25 protein-coding genes are annotated in these 21,497 nt (G+C 58.9%); 4 read left to right on the top strand and 21 right to left on the bottom strand.

Translation table 11 applies throughout. The features are described 5' to 3' along the window. Window positions 1-28 precede the first annotated feature (28 nt). The 6 genes from BK662_RS34950 to minC form a co-directional block, all read right to left on the bottom strand. Window positions 29-205 (bottom strand): hypothetical protein, encoded by a 177-nt coding sequence (locus tag BK662_RS34950; RefSeq protein WP_008005668.1) that lies wholly within the window; start codon window positions 203-205, stop codon window positions 29-31. A gap of 231 nt (window positions 206-436) precedes the next feature. Beyond that, window positions 437-1,726, bottom strand: coding sequence for a M18 family aminopeptidase (locus BK662_RS27085; protein WP_123360106.1), 1,290 nt, complete (start codon window positions 1,724-1,726; stop codon window positions 437-439). 210 nt (window positions 1,727-1,936) lie between these two features. Further along, window positions 1,937-2,572: an RluA family pseudouridine synthase gene (locus BK662_RS27075; protein ID WP_109628722.1), complete on the bottom strand. Its 636-nt coding sequence runs from the start codon at window positions 2,570-2,572 to the stop codon at window positions 1,937-1,939. Between the two features lie 180 nt (window positions 2,573-2,752). Then, the gene (minE, locus tag BK662_RS27070) at window positions 2,753-3,007 is read right to left on the bottom strand and encodes a cell division topological specificity factor MinE (RefSeq protein WP_007898843.1); all 255 of its coding nucleotides are present in this window, start codon (window positions 3,005-3,007) and stop codon (window positions 2,753-2,755) included. After that, window positions 3,007-3,819 carry a septum site-determining protein MinD gene (gene minD, locus BK662_RS27065; protein ID WP_007898841.1) on the bottom strand — a complete coding sequence of 271 codons (813 nt, stop codon included), beginning with the start codon at window positions 3,817-3,819 and terminating at the stop codon, window positions 3,007-3,009. The genes minE and minD overlap by 1 nt, the downstream gene beginning before the upstream one ends. Before the next feature lie 201 nt (window positions 3,820-4,020). Continuing rightward, a complete protein-coding gene (gene minC / locus BK662_RS27060; protein WP_123360722.1) occupies window positions 4,021-4,758 on the bottom strand; it encodes a septum site-determining protein MinC in 738 nt (245 codons plus the stop codon). 118 nt (window positions 4,759-4,876) lie between these two features. On the opposite strand from minC, the gene BK662_RS27055 reads away from it, so the two are divergent. Further along, on the top strand, window positions 4,877-5,809 hold the full coding sequence (locus BK662_RS27055) for a lipid A biosynthesis lauroyl acyltransferase (RefSeq protein ID WP_123360105.1): 933 nt from the start codon (window positions 4,877-4,879) through the stop codon (window positions 5,807-5,809). A gap of 35 nt (window positions 5,810-5,844) precedes the next feature. Continuing rightward, window positions 5,845-6,999 carry a patatin-like phospholipase family protein gene (locus tag BK662_RS27050; protein ID WP_123360104.1) on the top strand — a complete coding sequence of 385 codons (1,155 nt, stop codon included), beginning with the start codon at window positions 5,845-5,847 and terminating at the stop codon, window positions 6,997-6,999. An 87-nt stretch (window positions 7,000-7,086) separates the two neighbouring features. Here BK662_RS27050 and BK662_RS27045 read toward each other — a convergent pair whose 3' ends face one another. From BK662_RS27045 to puuE, 7 genes are all read right to left on the bottom strand, one after another. Beyond that, window positions 7,087-7,872, bottom strand: coding sequence for an outer membrane protein OmpK (locus tag BK662_RS27045; protein WP_123360103.1), 786 nt, complete (start codon window positions 7,870-7,872; stop codon window positions 7,087-7,089). A gap of 628 nt (window positions 7,873-8,500) precedes the next feature. Then, window positions 8,501-8,644 carry a hypothetical protein gene (locus tag BK662_RS34945; RefSeq protein ID WP_185047210.1) on the bottom strand — a complete coding sequence of 48 codons (144 nt, stop codon included), beginning with the start codon at window positions 8,642-8,644 and terminating at the stop codon, window positions 8,501-8,503. 195 nt (window positions 8,645-8,839) lie between these two features. Then, window positions 8,840-10,138, bottom strand: a complete 1,299-nt coding sequence (locus BK662_RS27035; RefSeq protein WP_123360101.1) for a urate hydroxylase PuuD — start codon at window positions 10,136-10,138, stop codon at window positions 8,840-8,842. Between the two features lie 50 nt (window positions 10,139-10,188). Continuing rightward, window positions 10,189-10,692: an ureidoglycolate lyase gene (locus tag BK662_RS27030; protein WP_007898831.1), complete on the bottom strand. Its 504-nt coding sequence runs from the start codon at window positions 10,690-10,692 to the stop codon at window positions 10,189-10,191. Between the two features lie 122 nt (window positions 10,693-10,814). Beyond that, window positions 10,815-11,810: an allantoicase gene (gene alc, locus BK662_RS27020; protein WP_123360099.1), complete on the bottom strand. Its 996-nt coding sequence runs from the start codon at window positions 11,808-11,810 to the stop codon at window positions 10,815-10,817. Window positions 11,811-11,906: 96 nt separating this feature from the next. Further along, complete coding sequence (gene uraD / locus BK662_RS27015; RefSeq protein WP_123360098.1) at window positions 11,907-12,422, bottom strand: 2-oxo-4-hydroxy-4-carboxy-5-ureidoimidazoline decarboxylase; 516 nt, start codon at window positions 12,420-12,422, stop codon at window positions 11,907-11,909. After that, window positions 12,419-13,345, bottom strand: coding sequence for an allantoinase PuuE (gene puuE / locus BK662_RS27010; protein ID WP_123360097.1), 927 nt, complete (start codon window positions 13,343-13,345; stop codon window positions 12,419-12,421). The genes uraD and puuE overlap by 4 nt, the downstream gene beginning before the upstream one ends. A gap of 435 nt (window positions 13,346-13,780) precedes the next feature. Between puuE and uraH the strand changes: the two genes are divergently transcribed. Further along, window positions 13,781-14,134, top strand: a complete 354-nt coding sequence (uraH, locus tag BK662_RS27005) for a hydroxyisourate hydrolase (protein ID WP_007898824.1) — start codon at window positions 13,781-13,783, stop codon at window positions 14,132-14,134. A 222-nt stretch (window positions 14,135-14,356) separates the two neighbouring features. Here the strand turns inward: uraH and BK662_RS27000 are convergent, their stop codons facing one another. The 3 genes from BK662_RS27000 to BK662_RS26990 form a co-directional block, all read right to left on the bottom strand. Further along, window positions 14,357-14,983, bottom strand: coding sequence for a LysE family translocator (locus BK662_RS27000; protein ID WP_123360096.1), 627 nt, complete (start codon window positions 14,981-14,983; stop codon window positions 14,357-14,359). 79 nt (window positions 14,984-15,062) lie between these two features. Further along, window positions 15,063-16,412 carry an NCS2 family permease gene (locus BK662_RS26995; protein ID WP_123360095.1) on the bottom strand — a complete coding sequence of 450 codons (1,350 nt, stop codon included), beginning with the start codon at window positions 16,410-16,412 and terminating at the stop codon, window positions 15,063-15,065. Window positions 16,413-16,772: 360 nt separating this feature from the next. Then, complete coding sequence (locus BK662_RS26990) at window positions 16,773-17,228, bottom strand: MarR family winged helix-turn-helix transcriptional regulator (protein ID WP_123360094.1); 456 nt, start codon at window positions 17,226-17,228, stop codon at window positions 16,773-16,775. Between the two features lie 81 nt (window positions 17,229-17,309). Between BK662_RS26990 and BK662_RS26985 the strand changes: the two genes are divergently transcribed. Further along, entirely contained in the window at window positions 17,310-18,476 is a 1,167-nt protein-coding gene (locus BK662_RS26985; RefSeq protein ID WP_123360093.1) for an aminotransferase-like domain-containing protein, read from the top strand. A gap of 198 nt (window positions 18,477-18,674) precedes the next feature. Here BK662_RS26985 and BK662_RS26980 read toward each other — a convergent pair whose 3' ends face one another. The 5 genes from BK662_RS26980 to BK662_RS26960 form a co-directional block, all read right to left on the bottom strand. Continuing rightward, window positions 18,675-19,046 carry a glutathione S-transferase N-terminal domain-containing protein gene (locus BK662_RS26980; RefSeq protein WP_123360092.1) on the bottom strand — a complete coding sequence of 124 codons (372 nt, stop codon included), beginning with the start codon at window positions 19,044-19,046 and terminating at the stop codon, window positions 18,675-18,677. Between the two features lie 101 nt (window positions 19,047-19,147). Then, a complete protein-coding gene (gene folE / locus BK662_RS26975; protein WP_007898818.1) occupies window positions 19,148-19,693 on the bottom strand; it encodes a GTP cyclohydrolase I FolE in 546 nt (181 codons plus the stop codon). A gap of 77 nt (window positions 19,694-19,770) precedes the next feature. After that, complete coding sequence (locus tag BK662_RS26970) at window positions 19,771-20,328, bottom strand: Smr/MutS family protein (protein WP_007898817.1); 558 nt, start codon at window positions 20,326-20,328, stop codon at window positions 19,771-19,773. 75 nt (window positions 20,329-20,403) lie between these two features. Beyond that, window positions 20,404-20,724, bottom strand: coding sequence for a hypothetical protein (locus BK662_RS26965; RefSeq protein WP_010456650.1), 321 nt, complete (start codon window positions 20,722-20,724; stop codon window positions 20,404-20,406). A 132-nt stretch (window positions 20,725-20,856) separates the two neighbouring features. Further along, window positions 20,857-21,447: a cysteine hydrolase family protein gene (locus BK662_RS26960; protein ID WP_008005646.1), complete on the bottom strand. Its 591-nt coding sequence runs from the start codon at window positions 21,445-21,447 to the stop codon at window positions 20,857-20,859. Between the last annotated feature and the right edge of the window lie 50 nt (window positions 21,448-21,497).

The raw sequence follows: 21,497 nt of genomic DNA, 5'->3' as shown, positions 1-21,497 counted from the left end.
TCAAAATCAATGCGAGCCACGTGAGGATTTATTCGTTGAGTTTGGCGAGGATCTTGTAGATCACGGTGGCGAGGATCATCAGCATGCCAACCCACATCGCGAACACACCGGCGTTCTTGTCGCGAAAGTTGAAGCCGATGGCCAGCATGATCATCCCGGAAAGAATCGGGATCAGCATGGCGTGGAACGAAGACATGGAGATCATGGTGACAGCCTTGTCGGAGAGGGGTATTGCAAGTCTAGGCGGCTTTCGGACGAGCGGAGGTGATGAAGATCATCGTGGCGAGGGAGCTTGCTCCCGTTGGGCTGCGAAGCAGCCCCAAAAACAAGCAATATCAGGTTATCAGTGAGACTGGGTTCGCCAAGTTACGACTGCTTCGCAGCCGAGCGGGAGCAAGCTCCCTCGCCACAAAAGTTACCTTTTAATCACCAAGGGCTACGGCAATTCGCGGCAGGCGTAGAACGCGCTCAGCACTTTGACCAGGTGCGCCAGGTCATGGCTGCCGCACAGCTCGCGGATCGAGTGCATGGCGAACGTCGGCAGACCGATGTCCACAGTGCGCACGCCCAGATGGCTGGCGGTGATCGGGCCGATGGTCGAGCCGCAGCCCATGTCGCTGCGCACCACGAAGCTCTGCACCGGGACTTCTTCGGCCATGCACAAGTGGCGGAAGAAGCCGGCAGTTTCGCTGTTGGTGGCGTAGCGCTGGTTGCTGTTGACCTTGATCACCGGGCCGGCGTTGAGTTTCGGGCCGTGGTTGGCGTCGTGCTTGTCCGCATAGTTGGGATGCACGCCGTGGGCGTTGTCGGCTGAGACCAGCAGGGATTTCTGAATGGTCCGTACGAATTCATCCCCTTCGGGCAACAGACGACGCAGGGTTTGCTCAAGCATCGGGCCGTCGGCGCCACAGGCCGAGCAGGAACCGACTTCTTCGTGATCGTTGCAGACCAGCACGCAGGTTTCGTCGGTTTCGGTTGTCAGCAAAGCTTGCAGACCGGCGTAGCACGACAGCAAGTTATCGAGGCGCGCGCCCGCAATGAAATCGCCATGCAGGCCGATGACCGCGGCGCTTTGGGTGTCGTAGAAGCTCAGCTCGTAATCGAGCACCACGTCAGCGTTCAGGCCATGTTCGCGGGCCAGTTGATCGGTGAGCACGGCGCGGAAGTCCACGCGCTCGTCACCGGCGAATTGCGCGAGGATCGGCGGCAGTTCGGTCTGGGCATTGATCGCCCAGCCCATGTTGGCTTCGCGATTGAGGTGAATGGCCAGGTTCGGAATGATCGCGATCGGTGCCTTGAAGTCGATCAACTGGCTCTCGACCTTGCCATCACGGCGGAACGTCACACGGCCGGCCAGAGACAGATCGCGGTCGAACCACGGCGCCAGCAGTGCACCGCCATAAACTTCGACACCCAGTTGCCAGAAGCCCTGGCGTTGCAGTTCCGGCTGGGGTTTGACCCGCAGACACGGGCTATCGGTGTGCGCACCGACCAGGCGGATACCGCCGTGCAGAGGCGAATGACGGCCCATTTTGAACGCGACGATCGAAGAGTCGTTACGGGTGACGTAGTAACGACCATTGGCTTCGGTGTTCCACGGCTCGCGCTCGTCGAGGCGCATAAAGCCGGCCGCTTCCAGACGCTGAACAAGGCTGGCGGTGGCATGGAACGGGGTAGGGGAGGCCTTGAGGAAGTCGATCAGGCCTTGGTTCAACTCTTCGCGCATAAGAAGCTCCAGACAGCAGTGGCGCCAGTTTAACGTATTGGCCACAGAATTGGCGGCGGCCTGCTGCTGGGTTGCACTCGAATCTGTGCCTGCCAGAGATCTCCTTGTGGGAGCGGGCTTGCTCGCGAAAGCGGTGTATCAGGCGACATGGATGTCGACTGGCACTCCCTCTTCGCGAGCAAGCCCGCTCCCACAGGTTGCTCATTGGCCTTAGAACGGTGCAGGGCACTCGAAGCGCAGGCGTTCGCCCGTCTGGGGATGAGTGAAGCTGAGCATGCTCGCGTGCAGGCACAGACGTGGCCAGGCAGTGAGTGCTTGCTCATGGGCATAGAGCCCATCACCCAACAGCGGGTGACCGATGGAGAGCATATGCACACGCAACTGGTGAGAACGGCCGGTGATCGGCGTCAGCTCGACGCGGCACCAGTCGCCACAACGCTCCAGCACACGCCAGAATGTCAGGGCATGCTTGCCGAACTCGTGGTCCACCACATGGCGTGGCTTGGTCGGCGGATCGTAGCGCAGGGGCAGGTCGATGCTGCCGCTGTCCAGTTCCGGTTGTCCCCAGCACAGGGCGGTGTAGGCTTTTTCGGTTTCTCGGTCGTGAAATTGCCGAGACAGCTCGCGATGAGTGTCCGGGTCACGGGCCAGCAGAATGATGCCGGAAGTTTCCCAGTCCAGCCGATGAACAATTCGTGCTTCCGGGTAGCCGTTTTCTTGCAGGCGCGTAATCAGGCAGTCCTTGTTGTCATCAGCCCGGCCAGGGACGGAGAGCAACAGGGTCGGTTTGTCCACCACCAGTACGGCGGCGTCCTGATGGATGATACGGATGTTGGACAACGGCATTAAAACAGCCTCGTAACAAACGCCAACGGCGGCTCAGAACCTTCATTGTCCCGTGTAGGAGTTGCCGCAGGCTGCGATCTTTTGATTTTGCTGTTAAAACAAGATCAAAAGATCGCAGCCTGCGGCAACTCCTACACGGGCTCAAAGGTTCTGAGCCGCCGTGGCTCCCGCCGGATCGACTCAGCGATCTGGCAGGGTGATATTGAGTTCCAGGATCGAGCAACTGCCCTGGTTTTCCAGAGCGACATGCACGTCATCGGACCCGATATTGACGTACTTGCGGATCACTTCCACCAGTTCCTTCTGCAAGGCTGGCAGGTAGTCCGGCGTACTGCGCTGGCCGCGTTCATGCGCCACGATGATCTGTAGACGCTCTTTCGCTACCGACGCGGTGCTGACCTTTTTACTGGCACGAAAGAAGTCAAAAAGGTTCATTACCTACCTCCAAAAAGTCGCTCGAAGAATCCCTTCTTCTCGACATCGAGGAAACGATGGTCCACGGTTTTACCCAGCAGACGATCAACAGCATCGCTGTACGCCTGACCGGCGTCGCTCTGGTCGTCCAGAATCACCGGCACGCCCTGGTTGGAGGCCTTGAGGACGGCTTGCGATTCCGGAATCACGCCCAGCAGGGTCACCGCCAGGATTTCCTTGACATCTTCGACGCCGAGCATTTCGCCGTTGCTCACGCGTGTAGGGTTGTAGCGAGTCAGCAGCAGGTGTTCCTTGATCGGGTCTTCGCCGTTTTCGGCGCGACGGGATTTGCTGGCCAACAGGCCCAGCATGCGGTCCGAGTCACGTACGGAGGAGACTTCCGGGTTGGTCACTACAATCGCTTCGTCAGCGAAGTACATGGCCAGGTGGGCGCCTTTCTCAATACCCGCCGGAGAGTCGCAGACCACAAATTCGAAGTCTTCCTTGAGCTGCATCAGGACTTTTTCGACGCCTTCGACAGTCAGCGCGTCTTTATCGCGAGTCTGACTGGCGGCCAGTACGTAGAGGTTTTCCAGACGCTTGTCTTTGATCAGAGCCTGTTGCAGGTTGGCTTCGCCGTTTACCACGTTGACGAAGTCATACACCACGCGGCGCTCGCAACCCATGATCAGGTCGAGGTTACGCAAACCAACGTCGAAGTCGACGATTACTGTTTTGTGACCACGCAAAGCGAGGCCGGTACCGATAGCGGCGCTGGTGGTGGTCTTACCCACACCACCCTTGCCGGATGTAACCACGAGAATCTTGGCCAAGGTGTTTTACCCCTAAGGAAAAAGGACGTTTAGCCCCTGAAAAACATCTCTTGAAAAACTACTGCAGTCGGACAGCCTTGGCTGGAATCCGGTTCTGAGCGGCGTTTACCCCCGGTAAACACTGCTTTTAGCCTTTTTCCTACTTCGTTTGAGCCGTTTTCGCTACGTTTTAGAGATGCTTGGAAAATGCGGCAGTATCCGTTAAAGCCGAATGATGTTCAACACGTCGCCCGACAGGCTGACTTGTACGCCCGCGCCCCACAATGGATCACGACGCAGATCCTCGGAAACCTTGTAATGGCCGGCGATGGAGACCAGTTCGGCGGTCATTTGCTGACAGAAAATCCTGGCCTTCGTGTCACCTTTGACGCCGGCCAAGACACGACCGCGCATCGCGCCGTATACATGGATGTTCCCATCGGCGAGAAGTTCCGCCCCCGGGCTGACCGACGAAATCACCACCAAATCGCAACCCTGGGCATAAATCTGCTGGCCACCGCGTACCGGCGAGGTAATGATTTTGGTCGGTTTGATGGTCGGTTCCGGTGGTTTTTCCGGTTTTTTCGCAACAGTGCCTTCGTTCGGGTCGAGCGGCCGCTCACGGGCGCCGGACGGCGGCAGCACTGGCAGATCGACCGCAATGGCGGCGGCAATGTCTTCAATGCGGCTGGCACGGATCGCCAGGGTACGCAGGCCATGTTGGCGGCAGATGCGCATCAGCCCCGGCAGATCGATCGAGCCTTCGTTGGCTGGAAGTTTGTCCAGGGCCAGTACCAGCGGCGCGTTGCTGAAGAAGTTGGGCGCCTGGGCGACCTTGGCGGCCAGTTGCCGATCAAGGCTCTCAAGGTCGTTACGGGCCAGTTCCAGCACCGTAATGGCGAGCATGCTGCCCTTCAACTGGAACACGGGATCTTGGTCTAGCGGTTCGGTTTGGCTCATGGTCGGCATACAACGACTTGTCACTAAAAGTGCCGAGACTTATAACGAGAACGCCCGCGGGCCGCAAGCCGGGTCGAACGATGTAGAATGCGCGGCCACTGTCTTGACGGAACCTTTAATGGATCGCCCGCGTTTTCGAACAGCATTTCTTTCTCCACGTTTCTGGCCGCTGTGGTGTGGCTTGGGGCTGTTGTGGCTGATTGTGCAGTTGCCGTATCCGGCGTTGCTGTCGATCGGTCGCGCTCTGGGCGCATTGATGTATCGGGTGGCCGGCGACCGACGGCGCATTGCCAAGCGCAATCTTGAGCTGTGTTTCCCTGAAAAGTCCGCTGCCGAGCGCAAGCGCCTGCTCAAGGAAAACTTCGCCTCCACCGGCATCGCCTTCCTGGAGATGGCCATGAGCTGGTGGTGGTCGCGCAAGCGTCTGGCGAAACTGGCCCATGTCGAAGGCCTGGAGCATTTGAAGCAGGCCCAGCGCGACGGCAAGGGCGTCATCCTGATGGCCGTGCATTTCACCACGCTGGAGATTGGCGCGGCGCTGCTCGGTCAGCAGCACACCATCGACGGCATGTACCGCGAACACAAGAATCCGCTGTTCGACTACATTCAGCGCCGTGGCCGCGAGCGGCACAACCTCGACTCGCTGGCGGTGGAGCGCGACGATGTACGCGGCATGCTCAAACTGCTGCGGGCAGGCCGAGCAATCTGGTATGCGCCGGATCAGGACTACGGCGCCAAGCAAAGTATCTTCGTGCCGCTGTTCGGGATTCAGGCGGCGACCGTCACCGCCACCAGCAAGTTCGCGCGGCTGGGCAAGGCGCTGGTGGTGCCGTTCACTCAGGAGCGCCTGGCTGACGGCAGTGGTTATCGATTGATGATTCATGCGCCGCTCGAGGGCTTTCCCGGCGAGACGGAAGAGGCTGACTGCATTCGCATCAACCAGTGGGTCGAAAGCGCGTTGCGCGAATGTCCGGAGCAATATCTCTGGGCGCATCGACGCTTCAAGAGCCGTCCACCGGGCGAGCCGAAGCTGTACGCCAAACGCGCTTGAGCCACCGATCCTTTTAAGCACCATGGAGTGTTGCGATGAGTTCTGCTGAACCGGTTACAGGGTTGATACTTTCCGGCGGCGGGGCTCGGGCGGCTTATCAGGTGGGCGTGCTGGCGGCGATTGCCGAGCTGCTGCCGGTGGGAGCGGCGAATCCGTTTCCGGTAATCGTCGGCACCTCGGCCGGCGCGATCAACGCGGTCAGCCTGGCCAGTGGGGCAATGGACTTTCGCGGCGCGATTCAGCGTCTGACCGCCTTCTGGCAGGGTTTTCGCAGCCATTTGGTGTTGCGCAGCGACTGGCCGGGGGTGATCCATCAAGCCGCTCGCTTTGTCAGTCACAATCTGATGGGGATTGGCGCTCCGGTGCCGGTGGCTCTGCTCAACAGCTCACCGCTGCGCGGTTTACTCAACGACAAACTGCACATGCCCGGAATTGCCGAGGCCATCGCGCAACAGCAATTGCAAGCGGTGGCTGTCACGGCGTTTGGCTATGAGTCCGGTCAGGCCGTCACGTTTTATCAGGGCGGAGGCACCATCGAGTCCTGGTTGCGCCATCGGCGAATCGGCGTGCCGACCCAATTGAGTGTCGACCATTTGCTGGCCAGTTCGGCAATTCCATTGCTGTTCGCACCGGTGAAAATCGGCGAAGAATATTTCGGCGATGGCGCGGTGCGTCAATCAGCGCCGATCAGCCCGGCCCTGCACCTGGGTGCCAGCCGTGTGCTGGTGGTGGGCGTCAGCGGCAACCCGCGCGGGGTCGACCCGCAACAGCCGCTGCAACGCGCCTATACCGGTCAACAGCCGACCCTGGCACAAATCGGCGGGCACATGCTCAACAGTACGTTCATTGATAGCCTGGAAAGTGACATCGAGTTGCTGCAGCGTTTGAATCAGTTCAGCCATCTGCTGCCCGACGGCACGCCGAGTCGTGTATTGGGAGCGGCACCAGTGGAGGTGCTGGTGATTTCGCCGAGTCAGCCGATCGATGAAATTGCGGCGCGGCATCGCCAGGAATTACCGGCGGCCTTGCGTCTGTTTTTGCGCGGGCCAGGGGCGACCAAGACCAGCGGGGCGGGGGTGCTGAGTTATTTGTTGTTCGAGGCGGGGTATTGCAGCGAGTTGATTGATCTGGGGCGGCGCGATGCGTTGGCCAAGCGGGATGAGCTGTGCCGGTTTCTGGGGTTGTCATAAAGCAAAAGATCGCAGCCTGCGGCAGCTCCCACCCCGGATGCGCACGTTCGTAGGAGCTGGCGATACCTGCGATCTTTTGACTTTAAATCAGAAGTGGAACTTCACCAGGAAGCTCGTGTTGCTCTGATCGGTCTTGAAGTACTGGCTGTCCTTGATCCCGTACTTGTCTGACCAGTAGTCGTACTCGACGCCGACATACAACTGCTTCTCGCCAATGTTCAGGGCTTTACCCAAGTCATATTTGATCTGTGGGTTGAAGTGCAGGTTGGCGTGGTAGGTGCCTTTGCTGTTTTGGTCGTTGTCGACCACCCAGTCCATGAAACCATCGATCAGGATGTTCGAATCGCACACGGGAATGGTGTAGGACCAGACCGGAGTGATCTGCCAGACGTTGTCACCCGGGCGGCTGCCCTCGGTGTGACGCTGGTAGAAGTTCAACTGGAAGTAGTCGAACCCGGGAATCGCCAGATCGAAACCCGGACCGATCAGGTAAGACTCGGTATCACCCTCACCGAACTCGTACGTCATGGCCAGCAGCACGTCTTTGACCGGGCCGAACTCCAGTTTCTGGTCGAAGATCTTGCCAAACGACAAGCGCGGGCTGATTTCGCCGTAATAGGTGTTCGAGCCGACGCCGCTGTCTTCCTTGCCGTTGTAGAAAATCTTGTCGACGAACACGAAGTTGTCGCCGTATTTCCAGGCATCGGCGTGCTCGAAGGTGACGGTTTGCTGAATGCGCGGGTTGACCTGGAAGTCCTTGCCATAGAGGTAGGTCAGGCTGTTGTTCTGCCATTGCAGCAAGTCGCCGGCCATTGCCTGGCCCCCGGCCAGCAAGGATCCCGCGAGCATCAGGCTGGTGCACGTACGTTTCATTCGGTTGCTCCCAAAAAGTAGGTGGTTCCACGTTATTTTTCTAAGGTCGGCGCTCTGGTGTGGCGCCTTTTCTTGCTGCTGAAAAAAATCATCCATTCGGTCAGCTTTGATGCTGTTAGCAAGAGCTGAGCCAAGGCTTTCGAAAAGCAAAAAAACGCCCGTTCGGCTGTTCGAAAACAGTCGATTGAGCGTCATTTCGGGATGCCTTGGTACGGTCCAGAGCCGGGGTAAGTTGGCTTTCTGGTCAGGAATTGAATTCGCGCTTTTTTTTAGACCGGACCCGGGCGGGCGCGGAGAATACTTACTCTCGCGCCATGGCTCAAGTGCCCCGCAACAGAGCGTCGGGGACAGGTTTGGGGCACGGTTGTCGACGGTCAGCCCGGTGTCGCTGAACGACAGGCTTGTCTGGGTACGAATCATCTGTTGCTCCCTCTTGTTTTTATTTTTTGAGGCGCAGGCAGCCACCCTCTATGGAGTGAGCCTGTGGCGAGGGGGCTTGCCCCCGTTTGAGTGCGTAGCACTCACAAGATCTTTGGTACATCAGAGATTTTGGGGCTGCTTCGCAGCCCAACGGGGGCAAGCCCCCTCGCCACAGCTCGCTCCCACAGGGGGTTGTGTTTTTACTGTGTCAATGCGGGTGGGCGTGGCAGTCGTTGATGGCTGCGCCATACATCAGCAGAACGTGTTGCTGACTGACCAGAATCAGTTGCAAAAGGGGTAAACGCTGAATGGCGGGTGCGTGGGGGATGCGGGCTTCGGATAGCTCGGACATGCAACACCTCGGATCTTTTTTATTCTTGTGATTTTTGTATCAGGTGGACCTGTGGCGAGGGGGCTTGCCCCCGTTGGGCTGCGGAGCAGCCCCAAAACCAACAACCGCGTCCCATCTGGAGGACCGCATCCTCTGGTTTTACGACCGCTTCGCGATCGAACGGGGGCAAGCCCCCTCGCCACAACGGCGTGTTGCTTATTGGGTTTGGGCTCCCTGAACAATCCACGCACCAATCAGGTCACGTTCCTGCTGGGTCATCTGGGTGATGTTGCCCAGCGGCATGATCTGGCTGGCAACAGCCTGGGCCTGGATGCGCGGGGCCTGGAGCTTGATCTGCTCGGGGGTATCGAACATCACGCCAGCCGGCGCCGCGCTGAACAGCGGGCTGGTCGGTTTGGCCGAATGGCACACAGCGCAACGTTCCTGAATCACGCTGTGAACCTTGTCGAACGACGGCCCCTGATTTGACGCCTGAGCTGGTTCAACTGCCGGTGCTGCTTTTGCCGCTTCAGGTTTGGCACCACCACCAAGGGCCGTTTCCGGCAGCGGCTGGTACTCGATGGTCCCAGGCGCCTTGGCCACTTCAGGTGCGCTGGACATCGGCGCCGGCCCGGTCACGTAGGCCAGACAAATCATGCCGACCGCCGCAACGGGCAGGGTCCAGGCGAATTTGTGGCTGTCATGACGGGTGTTGAAGTAGTGACGCACCAACACCGCCAGCACCGCGATCCCGGCCAGGATCAGCCAGTTGTATTGGCTGCCGTAGGTGCTCGGGAAGTGGTTGCTGATCATGATGAACAGCACCGGCAAGGTGAAGTAATTGTTGTGCCGCGAACGCAGCAAGCCTTTGGCCGGCAGGGCCGGATCGGGCGTGCGGTTCTCGGCGATCGCCGCCACCAAGGCGCGCTGCGCCGGCATGATGATGCGGAACACGTTGCCGACCATGATGGTGCCGATGATCGCGCCGACGTGCAGGTACGCACCACGACCGCTGAACACTTTGCTGAAGCCGTAAGCGGCGCCAATGATCAGCACAAACAGGATTACGCCTAGCAGGGCAGGGCGTTTGCCCAGGGCTGAGTCGCAGAGGAAGGAGTAGATGAACCAGCCGATGAACAACGAGCCGAGGCCGATGGCCACGCCTTCTGGGCCGCTCAGGGTGCTGCCCGGAGCCAGCAGGTACAGCGTCGGGTTGGAGTAGAACACCACGCACAGCAGCGCGACCCCCGACAGCCAAGTGAAATAGGCTTCCCATTTGAACCAGTGCAGGTTGTCCGGCATGGTCGGTGGAGCCAGTTTGTATTTTTCCAGGTGATAGATACCGCCGCCGTGGATCGCCCACAAATCGCCCGCCAGCCCGTTTTTCGGGTTGACCCGATTGAGGTTATTCTCCAGCCAGACGAAATAGAACGACGCGCCGATCCAGGCCACGCCAGTGATCATGTGAACCCAGCGCACGCTCAGGTTCAGCCATTCCAACAGATGTGCTTCCACAGTCTTTACCTCTCGCCTGTCACTCTGTCGTCGAGTGATCAGACCTTCTCTTATTGGTGGGGGGCGAGGATCAAACGCTCATCCTCTTTGAAAAAATGCTCATCGCAGTTATTGCCTGTGCCACTGCGATCAACCACCAGGAAGTCATCCCGCTTTTCGATCGTCAGCACCGGGTGGTGCCAGACGCCGCGATGGTAATTAATGCCCTGCCTGCCGTTGGTGACGAAGGCGCGGACCAAGCCTGATACAGGTTCATCGCCAAGTGGCGCGACCACGATCAGAAAGGGGTTGCCGAGCAGCGGAATGAAAGCCTGGCTGCCCAGCGGGTGACGCTCCAGCATGCAGACGGTCAGTGGCATGTCCTGCGCGTCGGCGCGGAAGATGCTGATGATCGCCTTGTCCTCTGGCGTGGCGGTTTCCACCGTCGCCAGTTTGTGAAAGCGCATGGTCGAACCGTTGTTGATCATGAAGTGATCGCTGCCGTCGGTTTCGATCACGTCACCGAAAGGGGCGAAGGCTTCTTTGGTCAGCGGTTCAATCGTCAATGTGCGCATGCTGGTCTTCTTTTCGTTAAGTTCTGTGTTGTCTGTTCTGGCGTCTTCGCGAGCAAGCCCGCTCCCACAGGGGAATGCATTTCAAATGTGGGAGCGGGCTTGCTCGCGAATGGCCTCACCGCTTACTTGGCGACCTTGCCGAGGACCCGCAGGCGGCTCACGCCACCATCCGGGAACACGTTCAGGCGGATGTGGGTGATCGGGCCCAGGGCCTTGATCTGCTCGGCGAAGGTGTGTTCGGCGTGCATTTCCAGCTTCTGGCTTGGCAACAGTTCACGCCAGAACAGCGATTGGGTTTCGATCTGGCTGTCGGTGCCGCCCTTCACGAATGCACCCTGGATCGAACAGGTGTCCGGGTAGTTGCCCTTGAAGTGCAGGGTGTCGACGATGACTTTTTCGATCTCGCCCGCATGGCCCAGCGCAACGATCACCCAGTCATTGCCCGGCGTACGACGACGTGCGGTTTCCCAGCCATCACCCATGTTGATGCCACGGCCCGGGTTGAGGATGTTGCTCATGCGACCGAAGTGTTCGTCGGAGCAGGCCAGCGCACGGCCACCGTTCAGGGCTGCGGCCAGGTCAACTTGCTCGTTGTCGCCAATTGCCGACCAGTCGCGGAATGGAATGCCATACACGCGCAGACGGGCCACGCCGCCATCCGGGTAGATGTTGAAGCGCAGGTGGCTGAAGGCCTGGTCGTTGTTAATTTCGTGGTAGTGGTGGCTGTTGCCTTGCAGCTCGACGGCTGACAGCACTTCAGTCCACTGGGTGTTTTCGTCCGGCTCGCCGGAGGCCAGGAAGCAGGCTTCCAGGGAGGCCGACGGCGGGAAGTTGCCGGTGAAGAATGAAGTGTCGATGTCCACGCCTTTGATCGAGCCCGGTACGCCCAGGCGGATCACCGCGCTGTCGTAGCCTTCGAAGCGCTTGCGGCGCGACTCCCAGCCGTCCATCCACTTGCCGTTGTCATCGAACACACCCTCCTTCCACACGGCCGGGGTCGGTTGGAACAGACGGTTGGCGTCTGCGAACCAGTCATCGGTGACCGAGATGATTTTGGTGCCCAGACGGGCGTCGGCCAGGTTGACGAACTTCTCGAAAGGTACGGCGTAAGCTTTCATTCTTCTTGTCTGCCTTTAAATAAGTTGGCTTGGGATGCTTGCAGGGCCCTGGGTGATTTCGGCGTTCATGAATCCACTCGGGCCAGGTTCGCTAAGCTAAAGAGTCAGTAAACGGAACAATGCGATCTTGTTGATCTGCGCCAGCGCGCATTTGAATTCGGCGTCGACCGAGTTGTTAATGCGCGTTTCGAACGCTGCGAGGATCTGATGCCGGTTGCTGCCTTTTACCGCCATGATGAAGGGAAACTTGAACTTGGCTTTGTAGGCGTCGTTCAGCTCGGTGAAGCGCTGGAACTCTTCGGCCGTGCATTGGTGAATACCCGCGCCAGACTGTTCTTCAGTGCTGGCTGCGGTAAGCTGACCCTGGACGGCGGCTTTACCGGCCAGGTCCGGGTGAGCATTGATCAGGGCCAGTTGGCTGGTGTGATCAGCGCTCAACAAGATGTCGCTCATGCGCTGGTGCAGGGTTTCGATCTCGTCGATCGAAGCGTCCTGGCCCAGGTCGAAGGCCTTCTCGGCCACCCATGGCGAGTGTTCGTAGATGTCGGCGAAGGCGGCGACAAACGCGTCGCGACTCAGAGTCGATGGCTTCAGGGTTTGGAAGTGGCTCATTTCGCGGCCCCTTGATACGGGTGGGTTTCGTGCCAGTGGCGAGCGATGTCAACGCGACGGCTGAACCACACCTGTTCATGACTTTTAGCGTATTCGATAAAGCGTTTGAGCGAGGCCAGACGCGCCGGACGGCCGATCAGGCGGCAGTGCAGGCCGATCGACAACATCTTCGGTGCTTCGGCGCCTTCGGCGTACAGCACATCAAACGCGTCTTTCAGGTATTCAAAGAAATCGTCGCCCTTGTTAAAGCCCTGGACCTGGGTGAAGCGCATGTCGTTGGTGTCCAGGGTGTACGGGATCACCAGATGCGCCTTGTCGGTCGGGTTGTTCGGTTCCCAGTAGGGCAGGTCGTCGTCGTAGGTGTCGCAGTCGTAGAGGAAACCGCCTTCTTCCATCACTAGCCGACGGGTGTTCGGGCCGGTGCGGCCGGTGTACCAGCCCAGTGGGCGCTCGCCAGTGATTTCGGTGAGGATGCGGATCGCTTCGAGCATGTGCTCGCGTTCCTGGGCTTCGTCCATGTACTGGTAGTCGATCCAGCGGTAGCCGTGGCTGCAGATCTCGTGGCCGGCATCGACCATCGCGCGGATCACGTCCGGGTGGCGTTGGGCGGCCATGGCCACGGCGAAGATGGTCAGCGGAATGTCGAATTCCTTGAACAGTTTCAGAGTCCGCCAGACGCCGGCACGGCTGCCATACTCGTAAAGGGATTCCATGCTCATGTTGCGCTCGCCTTGCAGCGGCTGCGCCGAAACCATCTCCGAGAGGAAAGCTTCGGACTCTTTATCGCCGTGCAGGATATTGCGTTCGCCACCTTCCTCGTAATTGAGCACGAAGGACAGCGCGATGCGGGCATTGCCCGGCCAGTGTGGGTGAGGAGGGTTACTGCCGTAACCGATCAGGTCGCGTGGATAGTCAGCGCTCACTGCAGTCTTCCTTCTTGTTCGTGTCGACTTATTCAAAGTCAGGGTGTGTGTGGCGGCCTGGCGATGAGAGGGCAGGCTGGCGTCACAGCGATGGAGTGATTGTATACAACTTTATATTCACTTTGTAAGCCTGATTTTTTGCATTTTTCACTGACTGCCCACTTTGAAGGGTACTGCAAGAAACCTGCCTGACTGGTCAGCTAATGGATAGAAGGTCCTCTGATCTTATGGTTCGGCGCAAGATTCGCTGCCAAAGGCTGAATGACGATGGTAGCGGTAAAAATGTCGTTTTTATTGTGTACAATTTTTATTAAAAGTGTCTTAATCAGTCGCTCGCCGCAGCTTTTCGTGCTCCGAAACGGTGCGGTCTCCTTTTCAACTGACTTCGGGAGGCGCGAGGTCTGACTGCTCAACGCAGGCAGGCGCGCAGAATCAATGGGACGTTTGACTACACACGTTTTGGACGCTGCACACGGTTGCCCGGGCAGTTCGATCAAGGTCGAGTTGTACCGCGTTGAAGGTTCGCAGCTGGAATTGGTCGCCACTGCGCTCACCAACAGTGATGGCCGTGTCGATTCGCCGCTGCTGCAAGGTGATGACTATCGGTCGGGGGTTTATCAGCTTCAGTTTCATGCGGGTGATTACTACCGCGCCCGTGGGGTTCAGCTGCCTGAGCCTGCGTTCCTGGATGTGGTGGTGCTGCGTTTCGGCATCTCTGCGGAACAGGATCACTACCATGTGCCGTTGTTGATTTCGCCGTATAGCTATTCGACCTACAGAGGAAGCTAGGACTTTCCCCCCAGCCCCCTTCTTCTCAAAAAAAGCTGCGCATAAGCTTCTTTGGTCTTTCGCCCGCTCACACTGCGGGCTTTTTTTGCCCTGAGATATGTGGTGTTGCTGATGACGCCTTCGCGAGCAAGCCCGCTCCCACATTTGATCTCTGCCGGTCACAACTAATGTATTCGCAGAAGATCCAGTGTGGGAGCGGGCTTGCTCGCGAAGCTTTTGCTTTTAACGGCTCAACAACGAAGCCGCACCGGCGCCACTGAACAACCCCGCACTCACCCGATTAAACCAGCTCTGCCCCTTGCCGCTGCGTAGATACCGCGCAGCACCACGGGCACCCAGCCCATAAGCCAATTTGCACAGCAGATCCAGCACGGTCCAGGTGGCAATCATCACCAGCAACTGCGGCAGGAACGGTTGCTCGGCACTCAGAAACTGCGGCAGGAAAGCGGCAAAGAACAAAATGTCTTTCGGATTACTCGCGCCGAGCATGAACGCGCGCCCGAACAGTGCGCGAAAGCGCGGCACCGGTGCAGCCTGGGGCACTTCGGCGCCTTGGGATGGCTGACGCGATTGCTGCCAGCTCTGCCTGGCGAGATAGAACAGGTACAGCGCGCCGACGATTTTCAGGGCGCTGAACAGCTGTTCCGACGCCAGCAACAATGCGCCCAAGCCAAGTGCCGAAGCACTAAGCAGGCAGATCGACGCAATCACGCCTCCCAGAAACGCTGGGTAAGAACGGCGCAAACCGTAATTCAGACTGTTGCTGATCATCAGCAAAGACAGTGGTCCCGGGATCAGGATCACCACCAGCGCAGCGCCGCTGAACAGCAGCCAGGTTTCCAGACTCATCACTTTCCTCCATTTGCACAAAAGCCTCACCCGAGGGGGTGAGGCTGTTTTGAAACACTGTTTTTGAATCGTAAACGGCTTACAAGAAAATGAACTTGGCGATAAAGATCGCGCAAAGCACCCACAGACTGACGGAAATTTCCTTGTACTTACCGGTGCCGGCCTTCAGCGCCACATAAGTGATGAAGCCCAGCGCGATGCCGTCGGCGACCGAGAAGGTCAGCGGCATCATGATCGCGGTAACGATCGCCGGAATGCTGTCAGTCGCTTCGTCCCATTCGATATGCGCCATGCCGCCCATCATCAGCATCGCCACATAAATCAATGCACCGGCGGTTGCATAAGCGGGGATCATGCCAGCCAGCGGTGCGAAAAACATTGCGGCAATAAATAGCACACCGACGGTCACGGCGGTAAGACCAGTCCGACCACCCGCTGCTACGCCAGCGGCACTTTCCACATAGCTGGTAACTGGCGGAACACCGACCATCGCACCAAATACGCTGGAAGCACTGTCGGCTTTCATGGCGCGGGAAAGGTTTTCGATCCGGCCGTCAGCGTTCACCAGGTTGGCGCGCTGGGCGACGCCCATCAGGGTGCCGGCGGTGTCGAACATGTGTACGAAGAGGAAGGCCAGCACCACGCTGATCATGCTGACGTTGAATACGCCGGCGACATTCATGGCCATCCAGGTCGGGGCCAGGCTCGGCGGGGCAGACATGATGCCCTCGTAGTGCACCAGGCCCAGGCCCCAACCGGCCAGGGTCACGGTGATGATGCTGATGAGGATTGCGCCGAACACTTTGTGGTAGCTGAGCACGGCAATCATCAGGAAGCAGATGGCCGCCAGCAGCGGACCAGGCTCGCGCAGGGAACCAAGCTTGATCAGAGTGGCCGGGCTATCGACAACGATGCCAGCGGTTTTCAAACCGATCAGTCCCAGAAACAGGCCCACACCGGCGCCCATGGCAAAGCGCAAACTTACTGGAATGCTGTTGAGCAGCCATTCGCGAATCCGGGAAAAGGTCAGGAACATGAACAACACACCGGAAACGAACACCGCACCGAGGGCGGTTTCCCAGTTGTAGCCCATGGTGCCGACCACGGTGTAAGTGAAGAACGCGTTCAGGCCCATGCCCGGCGCCAGGCCGACGGGCCAGTTGGCGTACAGGCCCATCAGCAGGCAACCCAGCGCGGCGGCGATGCAGGTGGCGACGAACGCCGCCCCGTGATCGATGCCGGCATCGGCCATGATGTTCGGGTTGACGAAGATGATGTAAGCCATGGTGATGAAGGTTGTCAGACCGGCGATCAGCTCGGTCTTCACCGTGGTGCCGTGCAAGCTGAGTTTGAAGATGCGCTCCAGCCAGCCATTGCGTAATGGCGGCGAGAGTTCCAGCGTCGGGGCTTCGGATTTACGGCTTTCCACAGCGAATACTCCTCAAGAGTTTTATTGTTATTTCCAGGGCCGGACCCATGAGGGTGGCAGCGACCCTTTGAGGCATTTGCGAATTTGTTGACCTTTTGGTCAGGAACTCACACGAAGCGAATTATGCTTTTGTATACAAATAAAGCAAATAATGTTTTTGATTTTGTAGACGAAAAAAATGGCATGCGGGGTATATGGATAAGAAATGTGATGTGTAGCGAGCTTTTTGTGGCGAGGGAGCTTGCTCCCGCTGGGCGCGCAGCGGCCCGACTCAGGCGATGGCGATTTTTCAGGCATACCGGCGTTATCGTTCATTGCGACTGCTGCGCAGCCGAACGGGAGCAAGCTCCCTCGCCACAGTCAGGTGTCGCCCCGGTCAACTCTGGTTACTTCTCCTAACGCCAGATTCACCGCCAGCCACCCATTCACCGCCGCCTCTCCGGCCTCGGCAAACACCCGCTCCAGCAATTTCACCTGCTCGCGCCGCAGCGACTGCTCGAACCGCGCGCCATCGTCGGTCAGTTCCAGCAACCGTTTACGCTTGTCGGTCTTGGACGCGACGCTGTTCACCAAATGCATTTCCACCAATTGTCGTAGCGGAATGTTCAGCGCCTGCTTGCTCACCCCCAGCAATGCCAGCAACTCCTTGACGCTGAGGGCAGGGTAGCGGGCGATGAAAAACACGATGCGTTGATGCACCCGGCTCAAGCCGCGACGCTCGAGCATTTCGTCGGCCTTGGCAGTGAAGGCTTGGTAGCCGAAGAAAAACGCTTCCATGGCTTGTTGCTGAGTGCTGGGGTTTTTAAGGTCAAGCATGTTGACGTATCCGCTCGGTCTGTCGTAATTTCGGTCAACCAGTTTGACTCATTTCCCTCAGGCCTCGCTACCGGTGACCCCATGGCTTTTTCCGAACGTGTCTCGCGCCTTAAAAGTTCTTTGATCCGTGAAATCCTCGCCGCCGCCCAGCGCCCGGAAGTGATGTCGTTCGCCGGCGGCTTGCCGGCCGAAGCCATGTTGCCGAAAGTCGAGTGGGCGGACATGCCGCTGTCCATGGGGCAATACGGCATGAGCGAAGGCGAGCCGGCGCTGCGTGAGGCGCTGGCGGCCGAAGCCCGAGCGTTGGGTGTGCCGTGCGAGGCGAGTCAGGTGCTGGTGGTCAGCGGTTCCCAGCAAACCCTCGATCTGGCGGCCAAGCTCTACATCGACAAAGGCACCGAGATCCTGCTTGAGGCGCCGACCTACCTGGCAGCGTTGCAGATTTTTCAGCTGTTCGGCGCCGACTGCATCACCGTTCCGCAGGAAGCCGATGGCCCGAACCTGGCGCAGTTGCGCAGCCGTCTGGAAAAACACAAGCCCGCGTTCATCTACCTGATTCCGACGTTTCAGAACCCGTCGGCGGTGCGCTATAGCGAGACCAGGCGCGATGCAGTGGCGGCGTTGCTCGACGAGTTCGGCGTAACCCTGATCGAAGACGAACCCTACCGCGAACTGACCTTCGACGGCGGCAGTGCCACGCCGATTGTCAGTCGCTTGAACAAGGCCAGCTGGATCTACACCGGCACGGTGTCGAAAACCCTGTTGCCGGGCCTGCGGGTCGGTTACCTGATCGCCAGTCCAGACCTGTTTCCGCACTTGTTGCGGCTCAAGCAATCGGCCGATCTGCACACCAACCGCATCGGGCAGTGGCAAGCGCTGCAATGGATCGGCACCGAGAAATATCAGCAGCACTTGGGTGAGTTGCGGGACTTCTATCGGGTTCGTCGGGATGCATTCCAGTCAGCACTTGAAAAGCATTTTGACGACCTGGCGCAGTGGAACGTGCCGCAGGGTGGGCTGTTTTTCTGGTTGACGTTAAAGCAGCCGCTGGATACGCGCACGCTGCTCAAGGCTGCGTTGGCGGCGGATGTGGCATTTATGCCGGGCGAACCGTTTTTTCCCGAGCCGGACAAGAACCCCGGCCATCTGCGGCTGAACTTCAGCCACATCGACCCGGCGCGGCTGGACGAAGGGCTCAAGCGGCTGGCGGCGGTGGTGCGTCAGGCTCAGGCGGCAGAAGCGGCTTGAGGGGAGGGTATAAACAAACAAACCGGCCAATCGGCCGGTTTATTTTTGTCCGGGATTTGTAGTGCTTGGGCTGGCCTCATCGCGAGCAGGCTCGCTCCCACATTGGATCTGTTTTAAATACAAATCCCATTCTCACTACAAATCTACTGTGGGAGCGAGCCTGTTCGCGATGGCGTTAGCTCAAACAACCCAAATGGATCAGACAGCAGCAAACCGCTTATCCAGATAATCAATGATCACCTTGGACTCATACATCCAGGTGGTCTGGCCATTCTCTTCGATGCGCAGGCACGGCACCTTGATCTTGCCACCTTGCTCCAGCAAAGCCTGGCGATCCTGTTCGTTGTTCTTGGCATCGCGCAATGCCACCGGAACGTTCAGGCGACGCAGGGTGCGGCGGGTTTTCACGCAGAACGGGCAGGCGTGGAACTGATACAGGGTCAGGTCCTTGGCGGCCGTTTCGACCTGAGCCTGAGCGGCGGCGGGGCGCTGCTTCTTGCCTGGACGAGTGATGAAGTCGATGAAGATGATCAGTTGGCCGAGGCCGATACGAAGCGCTTTTACGAACACGGGATAAGCCTCACAGGGCAAACAGAAGGCGCGCAGCTTACCTGATTTTTCGCAGGCGAAAAAAAACCGGCGATCAGTGCCGGTTTTCTTCGTGCTGCAAGTTACTTGATCAGGCTGAGAAACTCGCTGCGGGTGGCTGCGTTTTCGCGGAACTCGCCGAGCATCACCGAGGTGATCATCGTCGAATTCTGTTTCTCCACTCCGCGCATCATCATGCACATGTGCTTGGCCTCAATCACCACCGCAACGCCCAGGGCGCCGGTGACTTGCTGGACCGCATCGGCGATCTGGCGGCTGAGGTTTTCCTGGATTTGCAGGCGGCGGGCGTACATGTCGACGATGCGCGCGACTTTCGACAGCCCCAGGACCTTGCCGCTAGGGATGTAGGCAACATGGGCCTTGCCGATGAACGGCAGCATGTGGTGCTCGCACAGCGAGTAAAGCTCGATGTCCTTGACCAGCACCATCTCGCTGTTGTCGGAACTGAACAAGGCACCGTTGGTGACCTCTTCCAGTGTCTGTTCATAACCGCGGCAGAGGTACTGCATGGCTTTGGCGGCACGTTTTGGCGTGTCGAGCAGGCCCTCGCGGGAGGCGTCCTCGCCCAATTGGCCGAGAATCTCGGTGTAATTCTGTTCCAGGGACATGAAACTACCTGTGGGATTTTACGCAAAGGGCAAGGGTACGGTGACGGACACGGCGCTGCAAGCGTGAAGCGACGGCATCACTCGTCGCGACCTTCCATCATGGTGCGTTTGAGCATCACATAAACTGCTCCGGCGCCGCCGTGTTTCGGTTGGCACGAGGTGAAGCCGAGTACCTGTGAATGCTGACGCAGCCACGTGTTGACGTGGCTCTTGATCATCGGCCGCTTACCGTCCAGACGAACCGCTTTGCCGTGGGTGACACGTACGCAGCGGATTTCGAATTTTGTCGCTTCGGCCAGAAAGGCCCACAGGGTTTCACGGGCCTTTTCCACGTTCATGCCATGCAGATCGAGGCTGCCTTCGAACGGAATCTGTCCGATCTTGAGCTTGCGCATCTGGCTTTCCTGGACGCCGTCGCGGGCCCACATCAGCTCATCTTCGGGGCCGACATCGATGACGAACTGATCGGACAGCCCATCAACGGTGGTGGCGTCGGTGCGCACAGTGGCGGCCTGGCGCAGCTTGGCAATTTGCGCGCGGTCGGCCTTGGGTTTGCCGGTTTCGGCGCGATCGTGCTTGATTGGCTTGACGCCTTGGATCGCGCTTTTGAACAGGGAAAAATCGTCGTCTTGCATGTCAGCCTCCGCGAAGGGCGGCCAGTTTACCCAAGTCGGGACGAATCGGGCGCGACAAAACGTCCGGCGTTGGGCTTAGTCGTGTTTTTTCATCAAGTGCGGAGACATGTTCAGCTCTCGCGACTGGCGCGAGCGGCGACGGCAGCGGCGCCATAGCCATACGCCGATGTACAGCACGAACAGGCCCACGGCCAGAATGATCGCCGAGCCCAGCGGGCTGGCATTCAATTCGCCCAGCGCCGGTGGCCGGCCCAGCAGGCTGGCCGCGCCGGCCATCGCCAGCAACACACCGCACGTCGCCAGCAAGGCAGCGAACGCTGCGCCGAAGCGAAAACGCCAGTTGCGTTGGCCTTTGGGCCGCAAGCGGCGTGCATCAAAACCATCGGATAACTTCATTCCGACCTTCCTCAATGGGTATCGGCCCTTCGACCGGGAGTTGACCGGGATGTTCCTGAGGCTAGGGCAATTACAGCAAATGAGAGGCTTTTGCGGATGAGCGGCGGCATGGACCGCTCATCGAAGGGTTGATCAGATCAGCTCACGGGTCTGGGCGAGGGTGGCGAAATTGTCCGCCATGATCGCCATCTCGGTGTGCTGAACGTGCTCGGCGCTCAGGACGCCACCCTTGTAGGGCAGGTCGCGAGTCGCGCAGGCGTCTTCAACCAATGTGCAACGAAAGCCCAGGTTCTTAGCGGCGCGCACGGTAGTGCTGACGCTGGAGTGGCTCATGAAGCCGCAGACGATAAGGTCCAGCGAGCCGAGATTCTGCAGGCGCTCCAGCAGTTCGGTGCCATGAAACGCACTCGGCAGCAATTTGCCGATGATGGTTTCGTCACCCTGTGGCTCGAGCCCCGGGATGAACTCGCCGCGCTCGCCTTGCGGGTCGAACAGCCCACCGACAGTGCCGAGGTGGCGCACATGCACGATCGGCCGACCGGCTGCACGGGCAGCGGCCACCAGTTGCTTGATGTTCGCGACGGCAGCATCCATGCCGCTCAGTGCCAAGGGGCCGCTGAGGTATTCTTTCTGGGCATCGATGATGACAAGGGTCGCATGACCCAGATTGGCCGCTGCATAACCACGGCCGCTGAGTTGAAACATCGTTTTTGGAACGGACATTCTGGGGCTCCTTCGGGTGGGGCTTTTGCGACATTGTCCTCTGGCTGAGC

This window comes from Pseudomonas frederiksbergensis (assembly GCF_003732275.1).
Taxonomy (GTDB): Bacteria; Pseudomonadota; Gammaproteobacteria; order Pseudomonadales; family Pseudomonadaceae; genus Aquipseudomonas; species Aquipseudomonas frederiksbergensis_H.
Note: the sequence above shows the minus strand (reverse complement) of the source record. Positions and strands in the feature narration are given on the sequence as shown.

Excerpts from the sequence above, each read along its gene's own strand:
- BK662_RS34950 (WP_008005668.1), bottom strand. The coding sequence starts at position 205 with ATGATCTCCATGTCTTCGTTCCACGCCATGCTGATCCCGATTCTTTCC.
- BK662_RS27085 (WP_123360106.1), bottom strand. The coding sequence starts at position 1,726 with ATGCGCGAAGAGTTGAACCAAGGCCTGATCGACTTCCTCAAGGCCTCC.
- BK662_RS27075 (WP_109628722.1), bottom strand. The coding sequence starts at position 2,572 with ATGCCGTTGTCCAACATCCGTATCATCCATCAGGACGCCGCCGTACTG.
- minE (WP_007898843.1), bottom strand. The coding sequence starts at position 3,007 with ATGAACCTTTTTGACTTCTTTCGTGCCAGTAAAAAGGTCAGCACCGCG.
- minC (WP_123360722.1), bottom strand. The coding sequence starts at position 4,758 with ATGAGCCAAACCGAACCGCTAGACCAAGATCCCGTGTTCCAGTTGAAG.
- BK662_RS27055 (WP_123360105.1), top strand. The coding sequence starts at position 4,877 with ATGGATCGCCCGCGTTTTCGAACAGCATTTCTTTCTCCACGTTTCTGG.
- BK662_RS27050 (WP_123360104.1), top strand. The coding sequence starts at position 5,845 with ATGAGTTCTGCTGAACCGGTTACAGGGTTGATACTTTCCGGCGGCGGG.
- BK662_RS27045 (WP_123360103.1), bottom strand. The coding sequence starts at position 7,872 with ATGAAACGTACGTGCACCAGCCTGATGCTCGCGGGATCCTTGCTGGCC.
- BK662_RS34945 (WP_185047210.1), bottom strand. The coding sequence starts at position 8,644 with ATGTCCGAGCTATCCGAAGCCCGCATCCCCCACGCACCCGCCATTCAG.
- BK662_RS27030 (WP_007898831.1), bottom strand. The coding sequence starts at position 10,692 with ATGCGCACATTGACGATTGAACCGCTGACCAAAGAAGCCTTCGCCCCT.
- alc (WP_123360099.1), bottom strand. The coding sequence starts at position 11,810 with ATGAAAGCTTACGCCGTACCTTTCGAGAAGTTCGTCAACCTGGCCGAC.
- uraD (WP_123360098.1), bottom strand. The coding sequence starts at position 12,422 with ATGAGCCACTTCCAAACCCTGAAGCCATCGACTCTGAGTCGCGACGCG.
- uraH (WP_007898824.1), top strand. The coding sequence starts at position 13,781 with ATGGGACGTTTGACTACACACGTTTTGGACGCTGCACACGGTTGCCCG.
- BK662_RS27000 (WP_123360096.1), bottom strand. The coding sequence starts at position 14,983 with ATGAGTCTGGAAACCTGGCTGCTGTTCAGCGGCGCTGCGCTGGTGGTG.
- BK662_RS26990 (WP_123360094.1), bottom strand. The coding sequence starts at position 17,228 with ATGCTTGACCTTAAAAACCCCAGCACTCAGCAACAAGCCATGGAAGCG.
- BK662_RS26985 (WP_123360093.1), top strand. The coding sequence starts at position 17,310 with ATGGCTTTTTCCGAACGTGTCTCGCGCCTTAAAAGTTCTTTGATCCGT.
- folE (WP_007898818.1), bottom strand. The coding sequence starts at position 19,693 with ATGTCCCTGGAACAGAATTACACCGAGATTCTCGGCCAATTGGGCGAG.
- BK662_RS26970 (WP_007898817.1), bottom strand. The coding sequence starts at position 20,328 with ATGCAAGACGACGATTTTTCCCTGTTCAAAAGCGCGATCCAAGGCGTC.
- BK662_RS26965 (WP_010456650.1), bottom strand. The coding sequence starts at position 20,724 with ATGAAGTTATCCGATGGTTTTGATGCACGCCGCTTGCGGCCCAAAGGC.
- BK662_RS26960 (WP_008005646.1), bottom strand. The coding sequence starts at position 21,447 with ATGTCCGTTCCAAAAACGATGTTTCAACTCAGCGGCCGTGGTTATGCA.